The sequence below is a fragment of the Pseudomonas sp. McL0111 genome, from assembly GCF_052567255.1.
The window spans coordinates 3,252,459-3,274,264 of the sequence record NZ_CP199585.1; the positions used below are offsets into that span (position 1 = coordinate 3,252,459).

18 protein-coding genes, 6 tRNA genes and 1 pseudogene are annotated in these 21,806 nt (G+C 58.9%); 13 read left to right on the forward strand and 12 right to left on the reverse strand.

Features of this window, described 5'->3' with window-relative positions; all coding sequences use genetic code 11:
* Positions 1–229: 229 nt before the first annotated feature.
* From xopAW to ACTWLJ_RS14850, 3 genes are all read right to left on the reverse strand, one after another.
* On the reverse strand, positions 230–1,081 hold the full coding sequence (gene xopAW, locus ACTWLJ_RS14840; RefSeq protein ID WP_445177378.1) for a XopAW family type III secretion system calcium-binding effector: 852 nt from the start codon (positions 1,079–1,081) through the stop codon (positions 230–232).
* A 222-nt stretch (positions 1,082–1,303) separates the two neighbouring features.
* Positions 1,304–2,353 (reverse strand): sensor histidine kinase, encoded by a 1,050-nt coding sequence (locus ACTWLJ_RS14845; protein WP_445177379.1) that lies wholly within the window; start codon positions 2,351–2,353, stop codon positions 1,304–1,306.
* Positions 2,353–3,102, reverse strand: a complete 750-nt coding sequence (locus tag ACTWLJ_RS14850) for a response regulator (RefSeq protein ID WP_401219847.1) — start codon at positions 3,100–3,102, stop codon at positions 2,353–2,355. The genes ACTWLJ_RS14845 and ACTWLJ_RS14850 overlap by 1 nt, the downstream gene beginning before the upstream one ends.
* Positions 3,103–3,397: 295 nt before the next feature.
* On the opposite strand from ACTWLJ_RS14850, the gene pyrF reads away from it, so the two are divergent.
* Positions 3,398–4,096 carry an orotidine-5'-phosphate decarboxylase gene (gene pyrF, locus ACTWLJ_RS14855; protein ID WP_201237209.1) on the forward strand — a complete coding sequence of 233 codons (699 nt, stop codon included), beginning with the start codon at positions 3,398–3,400 and terminating at the stop codon, positions 4,094–4,096.
* 125 nt (positions 4,097–4,221) lie between these two features.
* Here pyrF and ACTWLJ_RS14860 read toward each other — a convergent pair whose 3' ends face one another.
* Together ACTWLJ_RS14860 and ACTWLJ_RS14865 are read right to left on the reverse strand one after the other, a co-directional pair.
* Entirely contained in the window at positions 4,222–5,226 is a 1,005-nt protein-coding gene (locus ACTWLJ_RS14860) for an NADP-dependent oxidoreductase (protein ID WP_445177380.1), read from the reverse strand.
* Positions 5,223–5,360 carry a hypothetical protein gene (locus ACTWLJ_RS14865; RefSeq protein WP_445177381.1) on the reverse strand — a complete coding sequence of 46 codons (138 nt, stop codon included), beginning with the start codon at positions 5,358–5,360 and terminating at the stop codon, positions 5,223–5,225. The genes ACTWLJ_RS14860 and ACTWLJ_RS14865 overlap by 4 nt, the downstream gene beginning before the upstream one ends.
* A gap of 103 nt (positions 5,361–5,463) precedes the next feature.
* Here ACTWLJ_RS14865 and ACTWLJ_RS14870 point away from each other — a divergent pair, with 103 nt between their 5' ends.
* The 4 genes and pseudogenes from ACTWLJ_RS14870 to ACTWLJ_RS14885 all read left to right on the forward strand — a co-directional run bounded on the left by ACTWLJ_RS14870 (position 5,464) and on the right by ACTWLJ_RS14885 (position 9,891).
* Positions 5,464–6,225 (forward strand): SDR family oxidoreductase, encoded by a 762-nt coding sequence (locus ACTWLJ_RS14870; RefSeq protein WP_401219856.1) that lies wholly within the window; start codon positions 5,464–5,466, stop codon positions 6,223–6,225.
* Between the two features lie 195 nt (positions 6,226–6,420).
* The gene (locus tag ACTWLJ_RS14875; protein ID WP_445177382.1) at positions 6,421–7,815 is read left to right on the forward strand and encodes an aminotransferase-like domain-containing protein; all 1,395 of its coding nucleotides are present in this window, start codon (positions 6,421–6,423) and stop codon (positions 7,813–7,815) included.
* A gap of 990 nt (positions 7,816–8,805) precedes the next feature.
* A pseudogene (locus ACTWLJ_RS14880) lies at positions 8,806–9,030 on the forward strand (HAMP domain-containing protein); the annotation flags it as partial.
* The gene (locus tag ACTWLJ_RS14885; protein ID WP_445181359.1) at positions 9,028–9,891 is read left to right on the forward strand and encodes a methyl-accepting chemotaxis protein; all 864 of its coding nucleotides are present in this window, start codon (positions 9,028–9,030) and stop codon (positions 9,889–9,891) included. The pseudogene ACTWLJ_RS14880 and the gene ACTWLJ_RS14885, both read left to right, overlap by 3 nt.
* A gap of 813 nt (positions 9,892–10,704) precedes the next feature.
* On the opposite strand, the gene ACTWLJ_RS14890 is transcribed toward ACTWLJ_RS14885, so the two are convergent.
* The gene (locus ACTWLJ_RS14890; protein ID WP_401219503.1) at positions 10,705–11,463 is read right to left on the reverse strand and encodes a hypothetical protein; all 759 of its coding nucleotides are present in this window, start codon (positions 11,461–11,463) and stop codon (positions 10,705–10,707) included.
* 384 nt (positions 11,464–11,847) lie between these two features.
* Here ACTWLJ_RS14890 and ACTWLJ_RS14895 point away from each other — a divergent pair.
* The 6 genes from ACTWLJ_RS14895 (at position 11,848) to ACTWLJ_RS14920 (ending at position 12,571) form a co-directional block, all read left to right on the forward strand.
* A tRNA-Glu gene (locus tag ACTWLJ_RS14895) sits at positions 11,848–11,923 on the forward strand.
* Positions 11,924–11,925: 2 nt separating this feature from the next.
* A tRNA-Gly gene (locus ACTWLJ_RS14900) sits at positions 11,926–12,001 on the forward strand.
* A gap of 104 nt (positions 12,002–12,105) precedes the next feature.
* Positions 12,106–12,181, forward strand: a tRNA-Glu gene (locus ACTWLJ_RS14905).
* A 3-nt stretch (positions 12,182–12,184) separates the two neighbouring features.
* Positions 12,185–12,260: transfer RNA gene (locus ACTWLJ_RS14910), tRNA-Gly, on the forward strand.
* Positions 12,261–12,416: 156 nt separating this feature from the next.
* Positions 12,417–12,492, forward strand: a tRNA-Glu gene (locus ACTWLJ_RS14915).
* A gap of 3 nt (positions 12,493–12,495) precedes the next feature.
* Positions 12,496–12,571, forward strand: a tRNA-Gly gene (locus ACTWLJ_RS14920).
* 146 nt (positions 12,572–12,717) lie between these two features.
* Here the strand turns inward: ACTWLJ_RS14920 and ACTWLJ_RS14925 are convergent.
* The 4 genes from ACTWLJ_RS14925 to ACTWLJ_RS14940 form a co-directional block, all read right to left on the reverse strand.
* Entirely contained in the window at positions 12,718–14,457 is a 1,740-nt protein-coding gene (locus tag ACTWLJ_RS14925; RefSeq protein WP_445177383.1) for a dipeptidase, read from the reverse strand.
* Between the two features lie 193 nt (positions 14,458–14,650).
* Positions 14,651–15,289 (reverse strand): LysE family translocator, encoded by a 639-nt coding sequence (locus ACTWLJ_RS14930; RefSeq protein WP_445177384.1) that lies wholly within the window; start codon positions 15,287–15,289, stop codon positions 14,651–14,653.
* Between the two features lies 1 nt (position 15,290).
* A complete protein-coding gene (locus ACTWLJ_RS14935) occupies positions 15,291–16,061 on the reverse strand; it encodes a 2OG-Fe(II) oxygenase (protein WP_401219495.1) in 771 nt (256 codons plus the stop codon).
* Between the two features lie 91 nt (positions 16,062–16,152).
* Positions 16,153–16,779 (reverse strand): alanyl-tRNA editing protein, encoded by a 627-nt coding sequence (locus ACTWLJ_RS14940; protein ID WP_445177385.1) that lies wholly within the window; start codon positions 16,777–16,779, stop codon positions 16,153–16,155.
* 91 nt (positions 16,780–16,870) lie between these two features.
* On the opposite strand from ACTWLJ_RS14940, the gene ACTWLJ_RS14945 reads away from it, so the two are divergent.
* Positions 16,871–17,869 carry a LysR family transcriptional regulator gene (locus ACTWLJ_RS14945; protein ID WP_401219490.1) on the forward strand — a complete coding sequence of 333 codons (999 nt, stop codon included), beginning with the start codon at positions 16,871–16,873 and terminating at the stop codon, positions 17,867–17,869.
* A 79-nt stretch (positions 17,870–17,948) separates the two neighbouring features.
* Here ACTWLJ_RS14945 and ACTWLJ_RS14950 read toward each other — a convergent pair whose 3' ends face one another.
* On the reverse strand, positions 17,949–18,356 hold the full coding sequence (locus tag ACTWLJ_RS14950) for a PA2817 family protein (protein WP_401219488.1): 408 nt from the start codon (positions 18,354–18,356) through the stop codon (positions 17,949–17,951).
* Positions 18,357–18,440: 84 nt separating this feature from the next.
* A complete protein-coding gene (locus ACTWLJ_RS14955; protein ID WP_445177386.1) occupies positions 18,441–20,888 on the reverse strand; it encodes an acyl-CoA dehydrogenase in 2,448 nt (815 codons plus the stop codon).
* Between the two features lie 247 nt (positions 20,889–21,135).
* On the opposite strand from ACTWLJ_RS14955, the gene ACTWLJ_RS14960 reads away from it, so the two are divergent.
* Complete coding sequence (locus ACTWLJ_RS14960) at positions 21,136–21,795, forward strand: transglutaminase-like domain-containing protein (protein ID WP_445177387.1); 660 nt, start codon at positions 21,136–21,138, stop codon at positions 21,793–21,795.
* Positions 21,796–21,806: the final 11 nt, after the last annotated feature.

Consider the following 21,806-nt stretch of genomic DNA (forward strand, 5'->3'; position numbering starts at 1 on the left):
GTCGGCTTTGGTTTTTGTGAGAGCTGGCTTGCCAGCGATGGCGGCCTGACAGCCGACCAATCTCTAACTGAATGTACTCAATTCAACTGTGGGAGCTAGCCTGCTGGCGATGGCGGCCTGACAGCCGACCAATCTCTGTCAGATGTACGCATTCCCTGTAAGAGCTGCCGCAGGCTGCGATCTTTTGATCTTGCTTTTAAAGATCGCAGCCTCGTTTCAATCCATTACCTCAGGTCGCCACGTTCAGGTATTTACCCACGGGCGCTGCATTGTCGAGTGAGTACTGTTTGCTCAGGTTGGCAATCATGCGGTTCAGCGCCTCAGAGGTGGTCTGAGTGCTGGCGGTCTGTTCTTCACTCGGCCGTTCGCGACCTGCCTGCAACGCAGCTTTCAGTTCGTCGCTGCTGACGCCGCCACTGCTGTCGCTATCCAGAACCTTGAGCAACGCAGCGCTGGTGTCGCTGTCGGTCGATGTGCTGCTGTCGCTGGTCTGTAAGGCGCTGCTGAGTTCGGTGGCGCTGATGCTGCCGTCGCCATCGGCGTCGAGCTGGCTGAACAGTTGGTCGCTGGATGCTTGTGGCGGCGGTGGTGGCGGGGTCAGGCTGGCGGTGAGTTCGTCCTGGCTGACGACGCCGTCCTTGTTGGTGTCGAGGGCCGAGAAGATTTTGCTGCTGTCGGCGGTGCTGCCGGCGCTGGACAGGCCGCTGCTCAGTTCGTCGCTGCTGATGGCACCGTCACCGTCGATGTCCAGTGCGCTGATCAGGGCGTCGGCCAGGTCGGTGTTGGGTGCCTGATCTTGCGGCGGTGGCGGAGGGGGCGCCATGGCGCTCATTTCGTCTGCGCTGAGGCTGCCGCTGCCGTCGCTGTCCAGATCGCCGAATTGTTTACTCAGATTGACCAGCAGACCATCGTCAGACTTCTGTGACAGGGCGCTTTTGAGTTCGTCCTGATCCACCGCGCCGTCGCCGTTGCTGTCGAGTTTGGCGAACAGTTCCTTCTGCAGTTGCTGGCTGCGGGCGTTTTGTGTGGATGTGCTGCTGGTGCTGGTATAGCTCGTGTAGTTGCTGACGCTACCGATCATCGGGCTCACTCCTTGGACTGGAAAACCGGCTGGTGTACCGGCTTGTGCAGCCTCAAGGGGCAAGTTGTCGTGGGTATGTGAGCTTTGTACCGGCTGGTACACACGTCACAAAACCCTGTGGGAGTGAGCTTGCTCGCGAAGAGGCCGTGTCAGTCACAGTTGCGTTGACTGACACACTGCATTCGCGAGCAAGCTCGCTCCTACATTTGATCTGTGGTGTTCTCAGATGCGGGGCAGGCGAATGATGGCGGTAAGTCCGCCGCCCGGAGTTTCTTCGAGGTTCAATTGGCCGCCCAGCCGCTGCGCCGCCTCGCGGGCAATGGTCATGCCCAGACCAACGCCGCCAGAGTTGCGATTGCGCGAACCTTCCAGGCGATAAAACGGTTCGAACACGGCTTCGCGTTTGTCCGCGGCAATGCCGGGGCCGTGATCGATGACGTGGATCAGCAATTGTTCGCGTTGATCGTGCAATTCGATGCGGGCCTGACCGGCATAGCGCAGGGCGTTGTCCATCAGGTTGTTGATGCAGGAGCGCAACGCCATTGGCTGTACCGGCAACGGCGCACAGTGGCCGCTGACTTCGACGTTTGCGCCTTGGTCCTGAGCGTTTTCGCACAGCGATTCGACCAGTGCCTGCACGTCCATCAATTGCAGTGCTTCGCTGACACGCTGTTCATGCAGGTAAGTCAGGGTGGCGTCGAGCATGTCGATCATGTCGTCCAGATCCTGGCGCATCTGACCCTGCAGTCTTTCATCGCTGATGTTTTCCAGGCGCAGCTTCAGCCGAGACAGCGGCGTACGCAGGTCATGGGAGACGGCGCCGAGCATGCGCGCGCGTTGCTGCACCTGTTCACGAATCCGTCGCTGCATCAGGTTGAAAGTGTGAGCGGCTTGCCGCGCTTCCCGGGGGCCGGACTCATCCAGCGGCGGACTGTCGAGGTTCTCGCTGAGGCGTTCGGCGGCGTCACTCAGGCGCTGAATCGGCCGACTGAGCAGTTTGGCGCCGTACCAGGCCGCAATCATCAACGAGATGAACTGGAACGTCAGCGGTACCAGCGGCCCGCCGAACCATGGGCGCGGCGGGCGATGGGCGAAGCGCGGATCAGGCGGCGGTAGTTGTCCGTCGATACCCTCGGAAAATTCCGGTGGCGGCGGAGGCGGTGGCGGCCCGTAATGATGGAACCAGGCGAAAGCCAACAGGTGCGCCAGGACAATCGCCACGAACAGCACGCCAAACAGGCGGCCGAACAGCGTGTCGAAGCGCGCCCGCATCAGCCGATATCCCTGGCGTCGAACAGATAACCTTCACCGCGCACGGTTTTGATCAACTGTGGGGCTTTCGGGTCGTCGCCGAGTTTCTGTCGCAGGCGCGAGACCAGCAGATCGATGCTGCGGTCGAACGCTTCGATCGAGCGGCCACGGGCAGCGTCCAGCAGTTGCTCGCGGCTGAGCACCCGGCGCGGACGTTCGATGAATACCCAGAGCAAACGGAATTCGGCGTTGGACAACGGCACCACCAGCCCATCGTCGGCGATCAATTGGCGCAGGACGCTGTTCAGGCGCCAGTTGTCGAAGCGAATATTCGCCCGTTGCTCGGTGCGGTCGTCGCGCACTCGTCGCAGAATGGTCTGAATCCGCGCGACCAGTTCACGCGGCTCGAACGGCTTGGCCATGTAGTCATCGGCACCCAGTTCGAGGCCGATAATGCGGTCAGTCGGTTCGCAGCGTGCGGTGAGCATCAGGATCGGGATGTCCGATTCGGCACGCAGCCAGCGGCACAGCGACAAACCGTCTTCACCGGGCAGCATCAGATCGAGCACGACCACATCAAAATGTTCGGCCTGCATCGCCTGACGCATGGCCGCGCCGTCGGTGACGCCGCTGGCGTGGATGTTGAAGCGGGCGAGATAGTCGATCATCAGCTCGCGAATCGGTACGTCATCGTCGACGATCAGCGCCCGAATGCTCCAGCGCTTGTCGTCTTTTGGCTCATCCGTCATGGTCGTTTGGTTGCTGTGCATGGGGCTGTTTGTCTGCCTGTAGGCCGCCAACCACAAAGATGGGCTGCGAGTTTGTGTTTCAGCATAGGCGTCCTGCCGTGAGGCGGGAAGTGCTGATGTAAGAACGTGTTGCGGCTGGCGAGGCTAGCGTGGGTGCTTGTTGCGGGCGTGTCGGTTGTGTATCCGGTTCGACACAAATGCGTCGAGCGCTATGCTTGATCACGGTCATCGCGACGATTTACCGATCATCGGGTGCCGCGCCGCGCCCGGTTCCGCTACAATGCGCGCCGATTTCGTCCTGCCTGAGAGCCCCTCCATGTCCGCCTGCCAGACTCCTATCATCGTCGCCCTGGATTTTCCCACCCGTGACGCCGCACTGAAGCTGGCCGACCAGTTGGACCCGAAGCTTTGCCGGGTAAAAGTGGGCAAGGAACTGTTCACCAGTTGCGCCGCAGAAATCGTCGGCACTTTGCGTGACAAAGGTTTTGAGGTGTTCCTCGACCTGAAATTCCATGACATTCCCAACACCACCGCGATGGCGGTCAAGGCTGCAGCCGAGATGGGCGTGTGGATGGTCAACGTGCATTGCTCCGGTGGCATGCGCATGATGGCAGCCTGCCGTGAAGTGCTGGACAAGCGCACCGGCCCGCAACCACTGCTGATCGGTGTGACTGTGCTGACCAGCATGGAGCGTGAAGATCTGGCTGGTATCGGTCTGGATATCGAGCCACAGGAGCAGGTTCTGCGTCTGGCGGCACTGGCCGAGAAGGCAGGGATGGACGGTCTGGTGTGTTCGGCACTGGAAGCGCAGGCGCTGAAAACCGCGCATCCGTCGCTGCAACTGGTGACGCCGGGGATTCGTCCTGCGGGCAGCGCTCAGGACGATCAGCGTCGCATTCTGACCCCGCGTCAGGCTCTGGATGCCGGTTCCGATTATCTGGTGATCGGCCGTCCAATCAGCCAGGCAGCCGATCCAGCGCAGGCACTGGCTTCGGTCGTGGCCGAAATCGCCTGATCAAACATTGAGGTCAAATTGTAGGAGTGAGCCTGCTCGCGATGAGGGTTTGTCAGTCGACATTACTGTTGATTGACACACCCACATCGCGAGCAGGCTCACTCCTCCATTGTTTTGCGCTGGCTTTAGACTTTCAGCACTAACTTGCCGAAATTTTCGCCGTTGAACAGTTTCATCAGCGTCTCCGGGAAGGTTTCCAGCCCTTCAACGATATCTTCCTTGCTCTTGAGTTGCCCCTTGGCCATCCAGCCGGCCATTTCCTGCGCGGCACTCGCGTACTGGGCGGCGTAGTCCATCACCACAAACCCTTCCATTCGTGCACGATTGACCAGCAGCGACAAATAGTTGGCCGGGCCTTTGACTGCTTCCTTGTTGTTGTACTGGCTGATGGCGCCGCAGATGACCACGCGCGCCTTCATGTTCAGTCGGCTCAGCACCGCGTCGAGAATGTCACCGCCGACGTTGTCGAAATACACGTCCACGCCTTTCGGGCATTCACGTTTAAGCCCGGCCACCACGTCTTCGCTCTTGTAGTCGATGGCGCCGTCGAAGCCCAGTTCATCGATGAGGAATTTGCACTTGTCGGCGCCGCCAGCGATGCCGACCACGCGACAGCCTTTGATCTTGGCAATCTGCCCGGCAATGCTGCCCACCGCACCCGCAGCGCCGGATAGCACCACGGTGTCGCCAGCCTTCGGCGCGCCGACATCCAGCAAAGCGAAATAAGCGGTCATGCCGGTCATGCCCAAGGCAGACAGGTAAACCGGCAGCGGGGCAAGTTTCGGATCGACTTTGTAGAAACCTCTTGGGTCGCCGAGGAAATAATCCTGCACACCAATGGCACCGTTGACGTAGTCCCCGACCGCGAAGCCCGGGTTGTTCGATGCGACGACTTTGCCTACGCCAAGGGCGCGCATTACCTCACCGATACCGACCGGCGGGATGTAGGACTTGCCCTCATTCATCCAGCCGCGCATGGCCGGGTCGAGGGACAGATATTCGTTCTTGACCAGAATCTGGCCTGCCGCAGGTTCTCCGACCGGTACTTCCTGGTAGGTGAAGGTTTCGCGGGTCGCGGCACCCACCGGGCGTTTGGCGAGGAGAAACTGGCGATTGGTCTGGGTAGTCATGGCAGGCACTCAAGCTCAATGAAGCCTTGTTGATAGACCTTCATCGGCAATGCCGCAAGGTTGGCTGATGCGGCGAATGCGTAGCGATCCAGTGCAGTGATAGTCATCCCGTGGGTTTTATCACTGCGATTCATGCAGCGATAAGCAGCGTTTGGATAGTGCTGCCGCTGTGCGGGGCGCTGTGCCTATGCTGCAACTTCGCAATCTCCCTGCATCTATCCGTTCGAGGACATAACAATGAGCATGACGTTTTCCGGCCAGGTTGCCGTAGTGACGGGCGCAGCCAATGGCATTGGCCGTGCGACTGCGCAGGCGTTCGCCGCCGAAGGCTTGAAAGTGGTGGTGGCCGATCTGGATGCGGCAGGCGGGGAGGGTACGGTTGCGCTGATTCGTACAGCCGGTGGCGAAGCGACCTTCGTGCGTTGCAACGTAACCGTCGAAAGTGATGTGAAGAATCTGATGGACGAGGTGATCAATACCTACGGCCGTCTCGACTATGCGTTCAACAACGCTGGTATCGAAATCGAAAAAGGCAAACTCGCCGAAGGCTCGATGGACGAGTTCGACGCGATCATTGGCGTCAACGTCAAAGGCGTCTGGCTGTGCATGAAGTATCAATTGCCGCTGTTGCTGGCCCAGGGTGGCGGGGCGATCGTCAATACGGCATCGGTGGCGGGCCTCGGCGCGGCGCCGAAGATGAGCATCTACGCGGCGTCCAAACACGCGGTGATCGGCCTGACCAAATCGGCGGCGATCGAGTACGCCAAGAAGAAAATCCGCGTCAACGCGGTATGCCCGGCGGTGATCGATACCGATATGTTCCGTCGCGCTTATGAGGCTGATCCGAAGAAGGGTGAGTTCGCCAACGCAATGCATCCGGTCGGGCGCATCGGCAAAGTCGAGGAAATCGCCAGTGCCGTGCTTTATCTGTGCAGTGACGGTGCTGCGTTCACCACAGGTCATTCGCTGGCGGTGGATGGCGGGGTTACGGCCTTCTGATCGAAGAGCCTTTGTGTAGGAAAAAAAACTGCATTCGTGCGGTTTTTTTGGTTTTCGCCGAAGGGTTCCTTAAACCCGCTAAACAATGTGTATCAAATAGTTAGAACGGTCGCTTTTGACGGCGTTGTCGCACAGCCTGTACGGCGTGGCTGTGATTTACTGCCGCCAGCAAAACGGACAGGAGTTTGCGTGCTCATGGAATTGAGAATTGACCGACAGGCAATGGTGCCGGTCGTACAGCAGATCGTTGACGGGGTGACGGACTGGATCTCGCGTAGTGGCTCGGAGCCGAGCACACGCTTGCCTTCCGTACGGCAAATTGCACGGTCCAATCTACTCAGCCAATCGTGCGTTCAGGAGGCGTGCGAGCGTCTTGTAGCGCAAGGTGTTCTGGCCCCGCGGGCGGGTGCGGGATTCATGGTGGCTGAGCAAACTTCTAATACCGGACGCAATGCTCGGCCTGCGGGAAACGAAATCGGGCTGGCGGCGTTCAATACGATCAGTGCACTGCCGGGACGGCTGAAACTGGGCGGCGCTGGTTTGCCGGAAAACTGGCGTGAGTCCGATGACCTGAGCTACGCGATCCGTCAGGTGGCCCGAACCGACATGGCCAGCCTGTTCAATTACGGCACGCCACTGGGTCTACTGGCGCTGCGTCAGCAGATCGTTAAACGGCTGAAACTGGTCAATATCGAAGCCAGCGACGAGCAGGTATTGACCACTTCCGGTGCCAGTCATGCGCTGGATCTGATCGTGCGAGCACTGTTCAAGGCCGGCGATTACGCAGTGGTTGAAACACCGGGGTACTCCCCTCTGTTCGATTTGTTGCGGCTGCACGGTGTGCATCTGCTCGAAGTGCGCCGAACGCCGGTTGGCCCCGACATCCCGGCACTTGAAGCATTGCTGCAGCAGTTTCAGCCGGTCGCAATGTTCATCAACAGCCATCATCACAATCCCACCGGCACTTGTGTGGCGCCGGCTGTGGCGCAACAGGTCGTGCAGTTGTGCACTGCCCATGATGTGCGCCTGATCGAAGATGATGTCTACGCTGATATGCACAATGGCAACGGCACCCGGCTGGCGGCGCTGGATGAGCGAGTGGTTTATGTCGGCAGTTTTTCCAAGACCCTGAGCAGTTCGCTGCGGGTCGGATTTGTATTGGCCGACCAGCAACTGATCACGCGATTGGCCAGGATCAAGATGATCAGCAGCATGGGCGCGTCGAGCTTCAATGAGGCGGTATTGGCCAGCCTGATCGCCAGCGGTGCCTATCGCAAACTGGTGCAGCGCCAGCGCCAGCGTCTGAATATCGACCGCGTTGCGGCCATTCAGGCGCTGGAAGAGGCTGGCTGGGAAGTTTTCGGCAAACCGTGCGGCGGGCTATTCATCTGGGCCCGACCTCCCGTGAGAGACGATGCCCGCTTACGCCGCCACGCACAGCGCAGTGGCGTGCAGCTGTCCGCCGCGAATGCCTTCACTCCCGGTGGCGAGGCGAGCGACTGGCAGCGGATCAATGTCGCCTATGCTTGTGACCCACGCGCCCGGCAGTTTTTTCGCAGCACCCATGTGGATCGACCTCAAACGTTCTGAAAACGACGCGAGCGTAGCTTTTTGCCATTATTCCGACGCCAGAGACTTGTGCTGGTTCATGGCCGTTGCGAATCTTCATTCACAGACTATGGCAGGGGACTACGCGCAATGATTTCGGCCGTGCAAGGACGTTTTGCCAACCTCGGTATGGCGAAAAAACTGGGTGTAGGGTTTGTGCTGGTGTTGCTGCTGACCGCGTTGGTGGCTGCGATTGGTGTCTGGTCTCTGCAAACCATCAGTCAGCGTTTCGATGGGCTCAAGCAGATGTCGACGCTCAACAGCGATTTGATCAAGGTACGCTTGCTTGAGCAGGACTATGCCCTGCACGGTAATCCGAAAACCGCCGACGCCTTGCGCGCAGGTGTCGACGCTCTGGTGGTGCAGGCCGATCAACTCAAGGTGCAATCACCGGCCAACGTGGCGGTGATGAATGATGTCGAGCAGTCGCTGGCAGCCTATCGCAAGGCGTTCGATGAATTCGTTTCGCTGACGCAGGCCAAGGATCTGGCGCTGGAAATGGCCAGTTGGTCGGTGTCCAGCGTGGCCAATAACCTTGATGTTTTGCAGGCCGGGCTCGCTGATGATGGCGCCTATACCTTGAAGGAAAGCGAGGGCAAGGATGGCGCCCAGTTCATCGAGCAGGCCAGTCAGGTCAGTCAGGTTTCGCGCTTGATGCTGCAAGCCATGAACGAGGCGCGGGTTCGTCTTGACCAAAGCCGCAAGGGCGACGCCGAGAGCACTGGCAAGGGCAACATCGAACAGGCGGCGCAGGCGCAGAGCCAGGCGGAAGCGCTGAAGTCCTCGATCAAGGATGAGGGCTATTTGACCGTGCTTAACGAGGTCTCCGGGCATATTGCCGGGTTCAACGACAAGCTGGCCGAGTACACCGGGCTGCTGGCCCAGGAAAAAACCGTCTACGAACAATTGCACCAACGCGCTGCACAAGTGGTGGAGCGGGTGGATCAGGCTTATGTCGCCGAAGACGCCGCGATGCAGGCCGAACTGAAGAAAAATTCGGCGCTGATCATTGGTTCCTCGGCACTGGCGTTGCTGGTCGGGCTGATTGCCGCTTGGGTGATTACGCGGTTGATCGTTGCGCCGTTGCGCAGTGTGATTCAAGTCGCGCAACAGATTGCCTCCGGTAATTTGAGTGCGACGGTGCAAGTGACCCGTCGAGATGAGATCGGCCAGTTGATGCAGGCGATGCAACAGATGGGGGCGGGCCTGAGCACAATTGTCAGCGGCTTGCAGGCAGGTATCGAACAACTGGCGAGTTCGGCGCAATCGCTGTCGGCAGTGACCGAGCAGACCAATCTTGAGGTCAGCAGCCAGAAGGAAGAAACCGAGCAGGTTGCTACGGCCATGAACCAGATGACGGCGACAGTGCATGACGTGGCGCGCAATGCTGAAGAGGCGGCGCTGGCGGCGCAGACTGCCGATGGCAAGGTCGAGACTGGTCAGTCGGTGGTGCGCCAGAGCATGGCGCGGATTGAACAACTGGCTGATTCGGCGAACTCGGCGAGTTCGAGTATCGAGAGCCTCAGTGCGCAGATCCAGAATATCGGTACGGTACTGGATGTGATCAAGAGTGTTGCCGAGCAGACCAATCTGCTCGCGCTCAACGCAGCGATCGAGGCGGCGCGGGCTGGCGAGCAGGGCAGGGGATTTGCGGTGGTGGCTGATGAGGTGCGGGCGCTGGCGCGGCGAACTCAGCAATCGACCGAGGAGATTGAGCGTCTGGTCATTGCGCTACGGGCGGCGGCGCATTCGTCGGTGCAGCAGATTCAGAGCAGTGGCGAGTTGGTGAAGCTGGCGGTGAGTGATGCGCTTCAGACCGAGAGTGCGTTGGGCAGTATTGCGGCGGCGGTGTCGTTGATTCAGCAGATGAATCAGCAGATTGCGGCGGCGGCTGAGGAGCAGAGTTCGGTGGCGGAGGAGATTAATCGCAGTGTGACGAGTATTCGTGCGAGTGCGGATCAGTCTTCGATTGCGATGCGGGGGAATGCGGCTTCGAGTATTGAGCTGGCGCAGTTGGGGAGTGAGTTGCGGGGGATGGTCGGGCATTTTCGGCTTTGATGACCTTGGCGGCCTTTGGGCCGACCAGGTTCTTGGGTGTTCTTTGTGAATATCCGTTTTTTTGGGTGTTGCGGCTGGCGGTTTCGCTTTTACAGCGACTCCCTTTGGCAAACGCCGGAGTGCCGGCCCAGCCCAAAGGAAGCAAAGGTCTGGGCCCCAACGTTCGGCCCGCTCGCTGGGGCTCGGGGTTCCTTCGCTCCGGGTTTCATCCGGGGGGATCGCCTACGGTTTGCTTCGCTGCACCTCCTCTCGATCTGTTCGACTGCGTCGAACGGCGCTACGCGCCTACCCCCGGATGAATCCCTCCACTCAGCCTGCCGACGGGGCCATGTGGATCAAGGTCAAGAGCACAGTCGAGCTAACGCTCATTCTGTGAGTGGTTAAAAGCGGCGCGGGGATGCTTTGCTTTTGCTTTTCTGTAGGAGTGAGCCTGCTCGCGATGGCGGCCTGACAGCCGACCAAACTCTGCCCGTATACCCAATCCCTGTGGGAGCAGGCTTGCCAGCGATGGCGGCCTGCCATCCAACCATACCCTGCCTGATATACCCAATCCCTGTGGGAACTGGCCTGCCAGCAATGGCGGCCTGCCATCCAACCAAACCCTGCCTGATGTACCGAATCCTTGTGGGAGCTGGCCTGCCAGCGATGGCAGCCTAATAGCCGACTAAACCCTGCCTGATGTACCCAATCCCTGTGGGAGTGAGCCTGCTCGCGATGACGTCTTCAAGGTCACCCCATCTATAACTGTCAAACCCCCACCAATCAGCCAACAAAAAAGCCACCTCTCGGTGGCTTCTCTTTCTACTTCGACTATCAGTCGTAGATGACTTTCTTTTTCCAGTCCGCATCGGCTTCGACGTCTTTTAGCCCTTCGGTCAACTGGTTCACTTCGCCGTCCACCGGGGCAATTTTGTCCATGACCTGGGCGTTGGCGCGGGCGAGGAGTTTTTCCAGGTATTGCAGTTGTTCTGCATACACCTGCGGGTCGGGCTGTTTGCGCAGGTATTGCACGCCGCGTTCGAAGGCGAGGCGGGCCTGGCCGGGTTGGTTTTGTTGCAGGGATTGTTGGCCGAGGTTGTTGAAGAACTCGATGTGCAGCAGTACCAGGATGTGGCGAATCTCGCGAATCCAGTGCTTGGCTTCGTTCGCTGGCAGGAAGCCGTCGTGGGCGGCGCGGGTGATTTGGCCGTGCAGGGCTTCGAGCAGGAAGCGGACGTCTTTGGCTTTGGCTTCGGTATGAATCGGCGCCGGTGGGTTGTTGACCGGAATCGATTCGCCTTGGGCTACCAGTGCGCTCAGTTCAGTGATGCGTGCTTTGGTCGTGGCGCTGGTTTTTTCCAGGTTCAGCAGGCGCTGGCAGACGTTCAGCTCAAGGCGAGTCATCAACAGTTTGAGGGCCGGGGTCATGAACTGGCCGGGAAAGGTCTCGGTGAGTTCGCCGCAGCGGCGCAGGCGGTCGTTGAGTTCGACCTTGGTGCGGGCCTTTTCCAGTTTGTTGTTTTCCACTACATGGTTCATGTAGCCAATGGCGATCAGAATTGCGATCCCGGCTACAACTAGCAGGGTGATCATGAGTGGTGTCACCGGTAAGACCTCTTTATAGGGTTCGCAGTCGAGTGTAGTGGCTTGGCATTTGGGCGCCTAGGTCTGCTCGACGAGTTGGATCGGCTGGTTCAATCTGTATCGGCCGCACGCTGCTTATATGAATGCTGGCGCCAGGGGTTCAGATTGCCATCACTGTGCGGTGGACTATAACGTCTTGGCGGGTGGCGGAATATAGGCGTCAAACGTTGGACGACGGAAAAGCCTGCCGGAGCCCGCAAAGCAGGTCGAAGTCATTGATTTAAATAAATTTATATCAAGGGGTTGACGACTTCTCAAACCATCCCTAGAATGCGCGCCACTTGCAGCGTAAAGCACACAGCGAAACGCCAGCAGGGAGTGAAGTTGTAGCGTGTCCCCTTCGTCTAGTGGCCTAGGACACCGCCCTTTCACGGCGGTAACAGGGGTTCGAGTCCCCTAGGGGACGCCATTGCGGGAATAGCTCAGTTGGTAGAGCACGACCTTGCCAAGGTCGGGGTCGCGAGTTCGAGTCTCGTTTCCCGCTCCATTTTTAAACAGCACTGCTTTCGGGCGGGGCTGAGTGAAACCAGAACCAAGTCTTCGGATGCAGGTCTGGACACCGAAACACACACCATGTGTTCCGGGTAGCGTGTCCCCTTCGTCTAGTGGCCTAGGACACCGCCCTTTCACGGCGGTAACAGGGGTTCGAGTCCCCTAGGGGACGCCATTTGCGGGAATAGCTCAGTTGGTAGAGCACGACCTTGCCAAGGTCGGGGTCGCGAGTTCGAGTCTCGTTTCCCGCTCCAAATTCAAATAGAACGCCGCTCAGTGATGAGCGGCGTTTTGTTTCCAGCTTCAGTTTTAAACAGCGCTGCTTTCGGGCGGGGCTGAGTGAAACCAGAACCAAGTCTTCGGATGCGGGTCTGGACACCGAAACACACACCATGTGTTCCGGGTAGCGTGTCCCCTTCGTCTAGTGGCCTAGGACACCGCCCTTTCACGGCGGTAACAGGGGTTCGAGTCCCCTAGGGGACGCCATTTGCGGGAATAGCTCAGTTGGTAGAGCACGACCTTGCCAAGGTCGGGGTCGCGAGTTCGAGTCTCGTTTCCCGCTCCAAATTCACAAACACGCCGCTCAGCAATGAGCGGCGTTTTTGTTTTTGCAGAATTTGTCGCGCAACAAAAAAGGACCTTCGGGTCCTTTTTTGTTTTTGCTTGATCAGACATGCCGGGCCCACCCAAGCGATGGGTCCGGTCAGTGCATCAGAGCTTCGGCAATTGCCCGATGCGGCCCATCATTTCCGTCACGATTTGCAGATCCAGCAAGAACTGGTCAACAGTCTTGAACTCGCCGTCGGTGTGGCCGGTGTATTTGACTTCAGGTCGGGCCAGGCCGAATTGCACGCCATTCGGCAGTTCATGCACCGAGGTCGCGCCGGCAGATGTGCCGAATTCGTGTTTCATGCCCAGGTTCTCGCTGGCAACGGCCAGCAGTGCCTTGACCCATTCACCTTCCGGGTTGCGGTACATCGGTTCGGCGATCGAGTAAGTGAAGTTCACTGCGACGTGGGTCTTTTTGCTCCAGGCGGCCAGTTTGTCGGCGATTTCCTTCTTCAGCACTTCAGGCGATTTGCCCTTTGGCACGCGCAGGTTGACCGCCAGTTTGAAGGCTTTGTCGTCCACGCCAACGTAGGTCAGCGAGGTGGTCAACGGGCCCATGAACGAGTCGGAGAAGCCGACGCCGAGTTTTTTACCCAGGTAATCCAGGCCCCAGTTGTTCGATGCATAACGTGCTGCATCGGTGAACTGGTTGTGTTTCAGCGCGACTTTGCCGTCGAGGCTGTTGAGGAAGTCGAGCATCCGTGCGACCGGGTTGACGCCGGACTCGGGTTCGGATGAGTGTGCGGAAACACCGGTGACGCTCAGTTTGACGCCCTTGCCATCAACCTTGGCGGCCACTTCAAAGTCGCCGCCGTTGCGCTTGGCGTATTCGCTGCCGGCCTTTTGCAGGCTGGCGGCCAGTTCTGCGGGTTTGTCTGTCACCAGGGTCACGACCGAAACCGATGGAATCTGGTTGGTCGCGAGGCCGCCGGTCATCGAGGTGATTTCCGCACCTTTGCCTTCAGCCTTGCGCGCAGGGAAATTGGCCATGACCGTGCCATAGCCTTTCTCGGCGATCACCACCGGGTAACCGCCGTCCAGCGCCATGTTGTAGTTCGGCGTCGGGTTGTGTTCGAAGTAATAAGGGATCGCGTCGCCGGTGGTTTCTTCGGTTGTGTCCACCAGCAGCTTGAAGTTGCGCGCCAGCGGCAGTTTTTCTTCCTTGATCACTTTCATCGCATACATCGCGACGACGATGCCGTTCTTGTCGTCTTCAGTGCCGCGGCCGTACATGCGATCGCCGATCAGGGTGACCTTGAACGGATCAAGTTTGGTACCGTCCTTCAACACCCAGTTTTCCGGCGTGACCGGCACCACGTCGGCGTGGGCATGAATGCCGACGACTTCATCACCGCTGCCGTCGAGGGATATTTCGTAGACGCGATTGTCGACGTTGCGGAATTTCAGGTTGAAGGATTCGGCGAGGCTTTGGATCTTCGCGGCAATCTTGATGAATTCAGGATTGTCGTGCTGGGCCACGCCTTCTTTCTGGTAAGTCGGGATCTCCACCAGTTCGCGCAAGGTTTCCAGCGCGGCTTTGCCGTACTTCGCGCGAGTGTAGAGACCGAGCAGGCGATTGATCTCGTTCTGCTGTTCGGCGCTCAGGGTTTTGTTGTCGAGAAAGGTGTTGATTGTCGATTCGAGATTATTGGTTTTGCCCAGATCGCTCTTGGCTACGCCGCCGAGGAATTGGCGGAAATCGCTGGTTGTCGTATCACTGAACGACTTGAGGATGGCAGCACTTTGCTGCGGGGTGATGTTGGCAGAGGCGGGCAGGGTGTACGACGAAAGACCGGCCAGAATCAGGCTGGCGGCGGCCAGACGCTTGAGAGAAAAATCCATCGGGATGGGCATTCCTTTGCAGGGAGTTGATAAGAAGTGTTTAAAAGTTGAAACAAGACTTTTCCAAACTAACACCATGCGGGTGTTGAAAGGGAGCCCTCGAAGTGGGATTCGTCGCACATAAATGCAAAAGCGGCGCACAAATGAAAAAGGCCCAACCTGTCTGAGTCGGGCCTTTCAGGGCGTCGGCTGTTTACATCGACAGCACCAGGCGCCCGGCGAACAGAATCAGGATCACCCCCATGCTGCGTTCGAACCAGTGGCCCATACGCATAAACAGGGTCCGCACTTTGCTGCTGGAGAAGAACAGCGCGACGATCACAAACCACAGCGCATTCACGCCGCACATCCACAATCCGTACAGGGCCTGGATCTCCAGCGGAGTGCTGGCGCTGATGATCGTGGTGAAGATCGCCAGGAAAAACAGCGTGGCCTTGGGGTTGGTGGCGTTGGTCAGAAAACCGGTGCTGAATGCCTTGAACAGCGATTGCTCGACCAGTGGTTCGTCCACAGCCTTTTCACCCTCAAGCGAAGTCTTGGGCTTGCTGCGGATCAGGCTGATACCGAGGTAAAAAATGTACGCGCCACCCACAACTTTGGCCACGGTCAGCAGCCACGGAGTGGTGTGCATCAATGCGCCGACGCCGAGCAGGGTATACAGCACATGCACGGAAATCCCCGCGCCGATGCCCAGTGCCGTGCAAATGCCCACCAGTCGGCCAAAGCGCACGCTTTGGCGAATGGTCACGGCGAAGTCCGGCCCGGGAGCGACCACGGCCAGAAAGTGAATGGTGGCCAGTGCCAGAAACTCGCCCAGGTAGTTCGATAACATTTCAGCTCCAGAAAGTCAGGGGTGAAGCATTGCCGCGATAGCCGACAAAGAAAGAAAGGCTCAAGCGCGGGTCGGCCACGCCCGGGGTGACCGAGTGCATGCAGCGCGAATTGAACATGATGAAATCCCCCGGTTCCGGTCGCACCTCAAGAGAAGGCGGGCCGAGCAATGCGGGATCGATGCCGTAGCTGTCGCCACGCATTTCGTCGAACTGGTCCGGGGAAATATCGTCGTCCCACATCTGCAACGCGCCGCCCTCGGTCGGCATGTTCAGGTACACGTTGCAGGCGAATTGCGCTTCCAGGCTGCGCGCCTGAAAACTTTCCGGAGCGTCCTTGGCGAAAATGTCGTGGTGGGCGAGGAAGCAAACCCCCGGTTTGACTACCCGCGACAGGCCCACATACATCTTGCGTCCGTAGAGGTTTTCCAGATGGGCGCCGGCCGGCCATGACTCGTCGAGCATGCAGCGCAGCGTATCGACAGGCGAGGGGTAGGGCGCGCAGCGACTACGCAGTTCAGCGATGTTGCTGGTGGCACGCTCGAAGTAATCTTCGATCAGCAACGGCTGGTTTTCCGCTTCGTAAAACGCCATACCGATGCGGCCGATGCTCGGCGCATTGATATAGCCTTCGAAGCCAGGGGCGAGAATCTTGTCGCCAATCTGGACGGCCAGCGGCTGAGGCAGAAAGCCTTTGACGCGAATGGCGAGGACTTCTTCGTTGGCCAGTTTTTTTATGCACGTCTCATCGAGACGCTCGACGTCAAGCATCATGTTATTCAGGTCCATCTATCGAATAGTCAACGGAGCCAGCGAGTGCGGCTCCCCCGGCGTCGGACGCTGCGCGGGGCAACGTCCGAAATGCTTAATCCACGCTGTAGTGGACGGATAACGTGCCTTTCTTCTGCGAAAGGGATGCGATCGTGACTGTGCCCAAATCCTTCAGGCTACGTACATGGGTGCCACCGCAGCCGTAGGCTGGCAGCTCGCCGAAACCGATTTCGCGCGAACCCTCGCGCAGGGAAGTCAGGCGTGGCAGATCGTGTTCGATCCACTGGCCAACGCCGTATTGCACGGTTTGCGCATCGACTTCCTGAGCAACATCGCTCGGTTTGAACTGCACTCGGCCCTCGTCCGGCCAGTGGTGCGCCTTGATCGGTGTCCAGCCCATGGCTTGAACGAAATGCCCGATCAGATGACCGGCCGAATGCATGCGGGTATTGAAGCAGCGGCGTTCTTCGTCAACACGAATCTGGGTCATGCCGAGCGGCACCGGACGGTCGACGAAATGCACGATCCGCTCCGGCTCCTGCACCACGCGCAGTACCTGACTTTCGCCGATCCAGCCGGTATCGCAGGGCTGACCGCCACCCTGCGGATGAAACAATGTTGCGCGCAGCACTACAGCGAATTCGTTCTCGTGGGGCGTGCAGTCGAGGACTTCCACATTGGCCTTGAGGTCATCACTATGGAAAAAGAGGCGAAGCGTCATATTCCATGCCCTAATTAAAATTTCTACTTTTTATTATATGAATCGTGCAATAACGTGATAATCCGTTCAAACATCAAAGGACTGTTGCGCTGTGAGCATAAATCTACCGCTGCCGCTGCTCGGTGAAATGGCGATTTTCGTCAAGGTTGTCGAAACCGGCAGTTTTTCCGAAGCGGCCCGTCAGTTGGGTTCGTCACCTTCGGCGGTCAGTCGCAGCATCTCGCGTCTGGAAAAGGCCCTGGCCACGCGTTTGCTGCAACGCACCACGCGCAAACTGCGCTTGAGCGATGGCGGGGAAGAGGTATTCAAGCGCTGTCAGGAAATGGTCAGCGCTGCCAAGTCAGTGATGGAAATCAGCGGCCAGTTCACCCATGAGGCTGAAGGTCTGGTGCGGGTCAGCGTGCCGAAAGCAGTCGGACGGTTCGTGATTCACCCGCACATGCCCGAGTTTCTGCGCCGCTATCCCAAGGTCGATGTCGAGTTGTTGCTGGAGGATCGGCAGGTTGATCTGATCGACGATCATGTCGATCTGGCGATTCGTATCACCGATCGCCCCCCGGCCGGGTTGGTCGGAAGGCAACTGCTGACTATCGACCATTTGCTCTGCGCCACACCGCAATATCTGGCTGAACATGGCACCCCGACGCACCCCCATGACTTGCTTGAGCACAGCTGTATTTACCTGGGTGAAACCCCGAGTGATGCGCGCTGGAAATTCAAGAAAGGCAGCAAAGCGGTGACGGTCGGCGTGCGTGGGCGGTATGCCGCCAACCATACCGGCGTGCGGCTGGGCGCGGTGTTGCAGCACATCGGGATTGGCAGCTTGCCGTATTTCACCGCGCGCTATGCGCTGGAGCAGAAGTTGATTGTGCAGGTGCTGCCCGACTGGACGTTCCTGGCTTCATATCACGGTGGGCTGTGGTTGCTGCATTCGCCAACGCGTTATCTGCCACCGAAGCTGCGGGTGTTTATCGACTTTCTGGTGGAGTGTCTGGAGAGGGAGCCGACCTTGAGCAAGCCGGGAAAATCGGGGAGTCCGAACAATCTGGCGATGGCGTATGAGCTACCGGAAAGCGAGGGACTGCTTTAACGCAAAAGATCGCAGCCTGCGGCAGCTTTATGTAGGAGCTGCCGCAGGCTGCGATCTTTTGATCTTCAACTGATGTAACTCAGTGCTTGCTGTCCTGAGCGGCCATCGCCATCAGCTGTTTTTCCTGGTTCCAGTCGAACGGTTCGTCGTTCTGTTCGGCTTCGTAACGACGTTCTTCCAGCGCCTGATACAGGTCGATTTCTTCATCGGCCAGGTAATGCAGGCAGTCGCCAGCGAAGTACCACAGCAGATCCCGCGGAATCAGGTGGGCGATCTGCGGATAACGGGTGATGACCTGGCACAGAATGTCCTGACCCAGATACTGGCTTTCGATCGGATCGATCGGCAGCGACGCGAGCAGTTCGTCAAAGCGCTCCAGGAACAGGGCATGGCTTTCTTCGGGAACCTGTTCGGCCTCACCTACGGCGACCAGAATGCTGCGCAGGTGGTCGAGTAATACAAGATGATCGGCAACGACGTTGGACACGAGATAAGTCCTCAAGAGCAAAACGGGCGCGGGAGTATAAAGCCCCCGCGCCGGTTTTTCACTGACAGTTGCAGCCGAAGGGGATCAGCGGACTTTCCCTTCGGCCTGCGCCAACTCCTCCTTGGAGAAATCATCGACATCGATCACTTTGCGCCGCGCGGCTTCAGCGTCGCGCAGTGTCTGGGCTTCCGCCGCTTGCAGGACGCCAGCTTCCAGCGCCGCATCGATGGCGTGTTCGCCGGCCACTGGTTTGACCTGACCACTTTTCAGTGAGCTGTGCAGCTTTTTGTGCAGCGGCTGCGCGGCATTCAGCAGATCGCTGGCATGTTGCAGGGCACCAACGGCGTCGTCTGGCGACTGCGGGCGATAGCAACCCGCGAGCAATTCTTCCAGCGTCGGATCACCCTTGGCGCGACCAAGAACCGCTGCGACTTCAGCACCGAGTTTGTCCGACGGGCCTTTATGGCGCCGACCGAACGGGAACACGATAACGCGCAGCAGGCAGCCGAAGACCCGGCTCGGGAAGTTGGTCAGCAATTCATCCAGCGCTCGTTCCGACTGACCAAGGCTTTCTTCCATGGCCCAGGTGAACAGCGGTTCCATGTGCTCCGGGGAATCAAGGTCGTGATAACGCTTGAGCGCGGCGGACGCCAGATACAGATTGCTCAACACGTCGCCGAGGCGTGCCGACAGTCGTTCACGACGTTTCAGTTCACCGCCCAGCAGCATCATGCTCAGGTCGGCGAGCATCGCGAAGGCCGCAGCCTGGCGGTTGAGCGCACGGAAATAACCCTGACTGAGCTTGTTCCCCGGCGCATGTTCGAAGTGACCGAAACCGAGGCTCAGCACCAAGGTACTGGCGGCGTTGCTCACGGCGAAACCGATGTGCTTGAGCAGCAGGCCATCGAACTCTTTCAGCGCCTGATCCTTGTCCTCGCGCCCGGCGAGTGCCATTTCCTTGAGTACAAACGGATGGCAACGGATCGCCCCCTGACCAAAGATCATCAGGTTGCGTGACAGGATGTTCGCGCCTTCGACGGTGATGAAGATCGGCGCACCGTTCCAGCTGCGTCCCAGATAATTGTTCGGGCCCATGATGATTGCCTTGCCGCCATGCACATCCATGGCGTGGCTGATGCATTCGCGACCGCGTTCAGTGAGGTGGTACTTGAGGATTGCCGACAGCACCGACGGTTTTTCGCCCAGATCCACCGCATTGGCAGTCAGCATCCGTGCGGCGTCCATCATCCAGGCGTTGCCGCCGATTCGCGCCATTGCCTCCTGAATACCTTCGAACGCGGAAAGTGGCACGTTGAACTGTTCGCGGATCTGCGCGTATTGCCCGGTTACCAGACTGGTGAACTTGGCGGCGCCAGTACCGACTGCCGGCAGCGAGATCGAACGCCCGACCGACAGGCAGTTCATCAACATCATCCAGCCTTTGCCGAGCATTTCCTGGCCGCCGATGAGGAAGTCCAGCGGGATGAATACGTCTTTGCCCGAGTTCGGGCCGTTCATGAACGCTGCACCCAGTGGCAGGTGACGGCGACCGATTTCGACGCCCGCGGTGTCGGTCGGAATCAGCGCGAGGCTGATGCCCAGATCGGTCTTGTCGCCCAGCAGGTGGTCCGGGTCATAAGCCTTGAATGCCAGGCCGAGCAGGGTGGCGACCGGGCCGAGGGTGATGTAACGCTTTTCCCAGTTCAGACGCAGGCCGAGGACTTCCTGGCCTTCCCATTGACCCTTGCAGATGATTCCGGTGTCGGGCATCGAACCCGCGTCGGAACCGGCGAGCGGGCCGGTGAGGGCGAAGCACGGGATGTCATCGCCACGCGCCAGCCGTGGCAAATAGTGATTGCGTTGCTCGTCGGTGCCGTAGTGCAGCAGCAGTTCGGCCGGGCCGAGGGAGTTAGGCACCATCACCGTCGAGGCGAGGTCGCCGCTGCGGGTCGCGAGTTTCATTGCCACTTGCGAGTGGGCGTAGGCCGAGAAGCCCTTGCCGCCGAATTCCTTGGGAATGATCAGTGCGAAGAAGCCGTGCTCCTTGATGTGTGTCCAGGCTTCGGCCGGCAGGTCCATCGACTGGCCGATCTGCCAGTCGGTGACCATCGCGCAGAGTTCTTCGGTCGGACCGTCGATGAAGGCTTGTTCTTCATCGGTCAGTTGCGCCTTGGGATAGGACAGCAGTTTTTCCCAGTCCGGACGCCCGCTGAACAGCTCGCCATCCCACCACACCGTGCCGGCATCGATTGCATCGCGTTCGGTCTGCGACATCGGCGGCAGGGTTTTCTGGAACCAGTTGAACAATGGCGCCGTGAAGTGTTTGCGGCGCAGATCAGGCAGCAACAATGGCGCGGCCACCAGTGCCAGGACCACCCAGAACACCACCAGCAACCAGCCCGGCGCATGGCTGAAAATGCCCATCGCCAGAAAGTAAATGGCAACGATGCCCAGCGCCGGTAGCGGGGAGATACGGCGGTGAGCGAGATACGCCACACCGACGATCAGAACCAGTATCCACAACAACAGCATATTTAATCCTCCGTGAACCAGAACGAGCGACCCAACAGAGCTTAGACGGCATCTGTAAAACAGGGGGGTCAGAGCAAGGTGATTGAAATCGTGGGAAACCTTGGACGGCTTTTGTAGTTTCGGTGGGCAACACGCGTAGGAAATCGTTCGTTAATCCCGCGTCTTTGCGTCCAAGTTTGGCCGAAACGTCGTTATCTCTGTGCTTGAGCTGTCGCTAGACTCGGGACTCACCCAGGAGATTGTCGTCATGCACGAGTATCTGAGTCCCGGTCGCTTCATCGATAGTGACCACCCGGCAGTGGTGGAGTTCGCCGAGCAGCACCGTGGTGCCAGTCGCGATCCGCTGGCGCAGGCGATCAGTCTCTACTACGCCGTGCGTGAAGCGGTGCGCTACAACCCCTACACCTTCAGTCGTGATCCGGACACACTGCGTGGCAGTTACGCATTGTCGACAGGTGAGAGCTATTGCGTACCCAAGGCCACGTTGCTGGCCGGTTGTGCGCGGCATTGCGGGATCGCCGCGCGGATCGGTCTGGCGGATGTGCGCAATCATCTGTCGACCCCGCGGTTGCTGGAGTTGCTGCGCAGTGACGTGTTTGCCATGCACGGGTACACCGAGCTGTTTTTAGACGGTCGCTGGGTCAAGGCGACACCGGCGTTCAATCAGCAACTCTGTGAGTTGTTCAATGTTGCTCCGCTGGAATTCGACGGCATCAACGACAGCGTTTTCCACCCGTATAACCGCGACGGGGCGCAGTTGATGGAGTATCTGATCGATCACGGACAATTCACCGATGTGCCGGAAACGTTCTTTTTCCAGCACATCGAAAAGTGCTATCCGCACCTGTTCGGCGAACAACAGCCGCTTCTGCTGGGCGATATGCAGAGCGATGTCAGCCGCGGCTGATCCGGCGTATG